At 67.1% G+C, this 5,920-nt stretch carries 6 protein-coding genes and 1 pseudogene; 4 read left to right on the forward strand and 3 right to left on the reverse strand.

From position 1 onward, the window contains the following. Positions 1–593, forward strand: a 593-nt coding sequence (locus ACOJVU_RS05320; protein WP_421528836.1) for a TetR/AcrR family transcriptional regulator, incomplete at its 5' end; no start/stop codon positions are given. Continuing rightward, positions 590–1,528 (forward strand): R2-like ligand-binding oxidase, encoded by a 939-nt coding sequence (locus ACOJVU_RS05325; RefSeq protein WP_421528837.1) that lies wholly within the window; start codon positions 590–592, stop codon positions 1,526–1,528. The genes ACOJVU_RS05320 and ACOJVU_RS05325, both read left to right, overlap by 4 nt. Before the next feature lie 10 nt (positions 1,529–1,538). On the opposite strand, the gene ACOJVU_RS05330 is transcribed toward ACOJVU_RS05325, so the two are convergent. Both ACOJVU_RS05330 and ACOJVU_RS05335 read right to left on the reverse strand, forming a co-directional pair. Then, positions 1,539–2,174, reverse strand: a complete 636-nt coding sequence (locus ACOJVU_RS05330) for a cyclase family protein (protein WP_421528838.1) — start codon at positions 2,172–2,174, stop codon at positions 1,539–1,541. Between the two features lie 177 nt (positions 2,175–2,351). After that, positions 2,352–3,047: pseudogene (locus ACOJVU_RS05335) on the reverse strand (alpha/beta hydrolase family protein); the annotation flags it as partial. A 43-nt stretch (positions 3,048–3,090) separates the two neighbouring features. Here ACOJVU_RS05335 and ACOJVU_RS05340 point away from each other — a divergent pair. Continuing rightward, a complete protein-coding gene (locus ACOJVU_RS05340; protein WP_421528839.1) occupies positions 3,091–3,567 on the forward strand; it encodes a TetR-like C-terminal domain-containing protein in 477 nt (158 codons plus the stop codon). Between the two features lie 6 nt (positions 3,568–3,573). Here the strand turns inward: ACOJVU_RS05340 and ACOJVU_RS05345 are convergent, their stop codons facing one another. Then, entirely contained in the window at positions 3,574–4,950 is a 1,377-nt protein-coding gene (locus ACOJVU_RS05345; RefSeq protein ID WP_421528840.1) for an NADP-dependent succinic semialdehyde dehydrogenase, read from the reverse strand. An 83-nt stretch (positions 4,951–5,033) separates the two neighbouring features. Here ACOJVU_RS05345 and ACOJVU_RS05350 point away from each other — a divergent pair. Further along, positions 5,034–5,920, forward strand: an 887-nt coding sequence (locus tag ACOJVU_RS05350; protein WP_421528841.1) for a thiamine pyrophosphate-binding protein, incomplete at its 3' end; no start/stop codon positions are given.

Consider the following 5,920-nt stretch of genomic DNA (forward strand, 5'->3'; position numbering starts at 1 on the left):
ACGGATTCTCCGGAGGGAGTCTGAACGTCATCGCCCGCCGAGCGGGAGTCGCCAAAGGCAGCCTGTTCCAGTATTTCGCCGACAAACGCGACTTGTACGCCTACATCACCGACATCGGCAGCCAGCGGGTGCGCACCTTCGTCGAAGACCTCATCCGCGAGCTCGACCCGACCCGGCCGTTCTTCGAGTTCCTGACCGACCTGCTCGACGGCTGGGTGTCCTACTTCGCCCAGCATCCACACGAGCGTGCGCTGCACGCCGCGGCGACGCTGGAAGTCGACACCGACGCTCGGATCAGCGTTCGCTCCGTCATCCACCGGCACTACCTGCAGGTGCTGCGTCCACTGCTCCGCGACGCGCAGGCGCGCGGCGACCTGCGGGCCGACGCCGACACCGAAGCGATGCTGTCGCTGCTGCTGTTGCTCTTCCCGCACCTGGCCCTGGCCCCGTACATGCGCGGCCTGGATCCGGTCCTCGGGCTCGACGAGCCCAGCCCGGAACAGCCCGCGCTGGCGGTGCGCAGGCTCGTCGCGGTGCTGGCCGCCGCCTTCTCCGCTGAGCCGGCCGTCCGACGATCCGAGGAGTTCACATGACACGCACGCACATCGGTTCACTCGTCGCGGGGGGCCTGAACTGGGAGAGCCTGCCGCTCAAGCTGTTCGCCGGGGGCAACGCAAAGTTCTGGGATCCCGCCGACATCGATTTCTCCCGCGACCGGGCGGATTGGGAAAAACTCTCCGACCTCGAGCGCGACTACGCCATTCGGCTGTGCGCGGAGTTCGTCGCGGGCGAGGAGGCGGTGACCCAGGACATCCAGCCGTTCATGTCCGCGATGCGGGCCGAGGGGCGACTCGGCGACGAGATGTATCTGACGCAGTTCGCCTTCGAGGAAGCCAAGCACACCCAGGTCTTCTGGATGTGGCTCGACGCCGTCGGCGTCACCGAGGACCTGCAGCGCTACCTCGACGATCTGCCGGCCTACCGTCAGATGTTCTACGACGAGCTGCCTCAGTGCCTTCATGCGCTCTCGAGTGACCCCTCCCCGGCCTCACAGGTCCGCGCGGCCGTGACCTACAACCACATCGTGGAGGGCATGCTCGCGCTGACCGGCTATTACGCCTGGCACAAGATCTGCGTGGTCCGAGGAATCCTGCCCGGCATGCAGCAACTGGTTCGTCACATCCGCGACGACGAGCGTCGCCACATGGCATGGGGAACGTTCACGTGCCGGCGCCACATCGCCGCCGACGACGCCAACTGGGAGGTGTTCGAGACGCGCATGAACGAGCTGATCCCGCTGGCCCTGAAGGTGACCGAGGAAGGCTTCGCCGTCTACGGTGCCGAAATGCCCTTCGGCATATCGCCGGAGGAGATGCTGCAGTACGCCGGGGACAAGGGGATGCGGCGGTTCGGCACGATCTCCAGCGCCCGCGGCCGCCCGGTCGGCGAGATCGACCTCGACTACTCGCCGCTGCAGCTGGAGGACACCTTCGCCGCAGAGGACGCCAAGGTGCTGGCCGCAGTGTGAGATCGATTCGTCATTTGATCGCCAGCGCCGAGACCGGGCTGCCTGATGCGCCGGTCAAAGGCAGTGGCGACGCGGCGAACATGAACTCGTAGATCCCGTCGGTCTTGCTGTCCTCGGACGGCGCGTCAAGATCGAACATCTCGCCGAAGGCGAGGCCGGTGTGGGCAAGGGAAACGACGTGCAGTGGCTGCCACACGTCGATCTCGTTGGGTAGCACCTCGATTGCCCAGGTGTCGGTGGCGATGGCCGCAATGTCTTGGTCGCGGAGCCACGGCGCGGTGTGCAGCGACAGGCCCGGTGACGGGCCGCCCGCGTAGTCGCCCCACTGCCCGCGGCGTGCGGCCATGAGGCCGGTGCGGATGACTAGGGCATCCCCGGGTCTTACCGCCAGATCCGTTTGCGCCAGGCACTCTTCGAGGTCGTGGACGGTGATGGCATACCCGGGGTCGAGGGCCTCGACGCCCCAGTGCTCGGCGAGGTCGATGAACACTCCTCGCGTGACGATCCTGCCCGTGTAATTCTGTACACCGTTCCTGATCAGCGAGATTGTTTTGCCGGCCCTCACCAGGGTGGCCACCTCGCGGATCTTGTCGGCAGTGATGAGATTCACCGTGCCCAACTGGTCGTCCGGGCCCCGCCGTCCCACGTACAATCACCTGTTCGCGGACCTGGGCGGAGACCGCGGCATTGCGAAACACCAAGGCGTACTTCCAATACGGCAACGTCAGACCGCGCGTGTGCAGCATCATCCGAGTCAGATTGATCGGGAACAGCTCGTACACGGCTTGCTGCTCGGCGTCGAGCTTCGGGTACGGGAACGCGGTCATGATGCGAGGATCTCGTCGAGCCAGTCGAACATCCGCTGGTGAAAGAGCGTGAGAGCTCCTTCGTGGCAGTGTTCTTCGGCGCCTTCGGCGGTCGTGAACGTCAGCAGCGTCTTCGGGCAGCGCAGCGCTTCGTACAGTGCCTGCGGCTGGCCGGTGAAGAACTGGTCCTTTTCGGCATCGCAGACCAGTGTCGGACAGGTGATCTGCTCGACCACCGCGGTGAGGTCATACCGACCCGCCTCATCGACCATCCCCTGGGCCGTGTCGACACCGAATGTCCACTGGCCGTTGAACACCGCCCACCGCATGCCGGTCGGTGCATCAGTTGGATTCGTCAGCACCCGTTCGATTACCCGTTTCGGTGGTAACGCCGCCGAGAAGTTCAGCACCCCGTCGTAGGCGACGCATGCGGCGATACGGTGGTCGAACGCGGCGGCCCGCGGCGCAAGGTAGCCGCCCATGCTCATACCGATGAGCGCGATGCGGTCGGGGTCGACCCCGCGCAGGTTGACGGCGATGTCCAGCACCGGGGTGACGACTGCCTCCCAGTCGTATCGGAATGGCAACTTGTCGATGCGCAGCGCGGCGCCCTGCCCCGGCCCCTCGAAGATCAGGCAGTTCCAGCCGTACCGGCGGGCCGCCTCGCCCACAGCGAAGAACATCTCTTCGACCGTCGAGTCATAACCGCCGTGCTGGCAGACCAAGGATGCCGTCCTGGCCGCCGCCCTCGATGACATGGCCGCAGTCGAGTTTCCGATGCCCGTCACCGGCTTGATCGACGACGACCTGCGCGCCGTTGGCCGCGGGATCGTCGACATTCTGACCGACGAAACACCGTCGGTTGCCGGCCTGGTGCGCGCACTGTTCTCCGAGGCCGCCCGCGAACCGTTGATCGCCGAACTCCGGCGTAACTTCTTCGCCAGCCGATACCAGGACGCAGCGGAGATGGTCGAGGCCGCGATCGCGCAGGGATCCCTACCTGCCGACGTCGACGCCGGAGAGTTCGTCGGGTTGGTGGCAGCACCCCTCTATTACCGCTACCTGGTCACCGAGGAGCCGCTCGACTACGCCGCCGCCGATCGCGCGGCTGTTACGGCTTTGATGGCGGTGCGCGCCGGAGCGTGCCGCCGCCACGACCATTCACCGAATTCGACGCCCGCGCGGAAAAGGTCGCAAAGCCATGGCGCCGACGTCGATCGCGGTGCCCGCTGACCGGGTCTAGCCGACCCAGACGGTCTTGGCGTTGCAGAACTCCTTGATCCCCAGGCCCGCGAGTTCGCGGCCGTAGCCGGAGCGCTTGATGCCGCCGAACCCCAACTCGGGATAGGACACCGTCATGCCGTTGATGAACACCTGGCCGGCCTCGATCTCGTCGATGAAGCGCCGCTGCTCGGCCTCGTCGGAGGTCCAGGCGTTGGAGCCCAGCCCGAAGGCGGTCGCGTTGGCGATCTCGATCGCCTCGTCGATGTCGGCGGCCCGGTACATCGAGGCGACCGGCCCGAACACCTCCTCGGTGTAGAGCGCCATGTCCTCGGTGATGTCGGTGAGCACCGTCGGCGGGTAGAACCAGCCGGGCCGGTCCAGCGGCGCGCCGCCGCAGCGCACCACCGCGCCGGCGGCGACGGCGTCGTCGACCTGCTTGGCGATCTCGTCGCGGCCGGACTCGGTGGCCAACGGGCCCACGTCGGTGTCCGGGTCGGTCGGATCGCCGACCTTCAGCGCCGCCATGTGCTCGACGAACTTGTCGACGAATGCGTCGTAGATGTCGGTGTGGACGATGAACCGCTTGGCGGCGATGCAGGACTGTCCGTTGTTCTGCACCCGGGCGGTGACCGCGGTCTGCACGGCCTCGTCGAGGTCCGCCGACGGCATCACGACGAACGGGTCGCTGCCGCCGAGCTCCAGCACGGTGGGTTTGATCTCGTCACCGCAGATGGCGGCCACCGACTGGCCGGCCGGCTCGCTGCCCGTCAGGGTGGCCGCCGCGACCCGGGGGTCGCGCAGGATGCGCTCCACGGCTCCCGACGGCACCAGCAGCGTCTGGAAGCAGCCGTCGGGGAAGCCGCCGCGCCCGATCACGTCGGACAGGTACAGCGCGGTCTGCGGCACGTTCGATGCGTGCTTGAGGATGCCGACGTTGCCGGCCATCAACGCGGGCGCGGCGAACCGCACGGCCTGCCAGAGCGGGAAGTTCCACGGCATCACGGCCAACACCACCCCCAGCGGCTGGTAGCGGACGTATGCCGTCGACGCCCCGACCGTGTCCGCGTCGGCCGGCTCGTCGGCCAGCAGCTTCTCGGTGTTCTCCGCGTAGTAGCGAAACCCCTTGGCGCACTTGAGAGCCTCCGCTTTGGCGGATTTCAGGGTTTTGCCCATCTCCAATGTCATCATGGCCGCGGTGTCGTCGGCTTCGGCCTCCAGAAGGTCGGCGGTGGCGTTCGCCCACTGTGCGCGCTGGGCGAAGGTGGTGGTGCGGCGGTAGTCGGCGAACCGGGCGTGGGCGCGGGCGATCGCCGCGTCGACATCGGCGTCGGTCGCCGGGGTGAAGGTTTTGACTGTCTCGCCGGTGGCCGGGTTGATGGTGGCGATGGGCACGCTGACATCCTTCGTTTCTGCGGTGGGTGTGAAAGCTTGCGATATCCACCCTGCCACTATCCTGGCGTCCAGGGAGGTGCCGGATGACCAAAGCCGCCACGTTGATGGTCAAGTGCCTGGAAAACGAGGGCGTCTCCGTCGTCTTCGGTCTGCCGGGAGAGGAGAACATCCGTTTCGTGCAGGCGCTGGCCGCCTCCGGCATCCGCTACGTGCTGACCCGGCACGAGCAGGCCGCGGCGTTCATGGCGGAGATGTATGGGCGTGTCACCGGCCGGGCCGCCGTCGTGTCGAGCACGCTGGGGCCCGGCGCGATCAACATGCAGCTCGGGGTCGCCGATGCAACCACCAACAGCACGCCGCTGGTGGCGATCTCCGCTCAGGTCGGCCACGACCGCGAATACAAGGAGTCCCACCAGTACGTCGACCTGGTGTCGATGTTCGCCCCGATCACCCGCTGGGCCGCCGCGGTGCCCACCGTCCATGCCATTCCGGAGATGTTCCGCAAAGCATTCAAGACCGCCGAGACCGAACGCCCGGCCGCGGTCTATCTGGCGGTGCCCGAGAACATCGATGCCGATGAGACGGACTATGACCTCACGCCGCTGCGCCGCGACGTGGTCCGCGCCGACGCGCCGGCGCCCGCTCAGGTGCAGCGCGCGGTCGCCATCCTTCGTGGGGCGCGGCGGCCGGTGCTGCTGGCCGGGCACGGCGCGGCCCGCAGCGACGCGACCCGGGCCCTGGTGCGCTTCTCGGAGCAGTTCGGCATCACGGTGGCGTGCACCTTCCACGGCAAGGGGGTCATGCCCGACGACCACCCCAACAGCATCGGCGCCATCGGCTTCATGCGCCACGACTACGTCAACTTCGGGTTCGACAACGCCGACGTGGTGATCGCCGTCGGCTACGAGCTGCAGGAGTTCGATCCGGTGCGGATCAACCCGCAGGCCGACAAGAAGATCATCCACGTCCA

The sequence above is a fragment of the Mycobacterium sp. THU-M104 genome (assembly GCF_049197365.1).
GTDB lineage: Bacteria > Actinomycetota > Actinomycetes > Mycobacteriales > Mycobacteriaceae > Mycobacterium.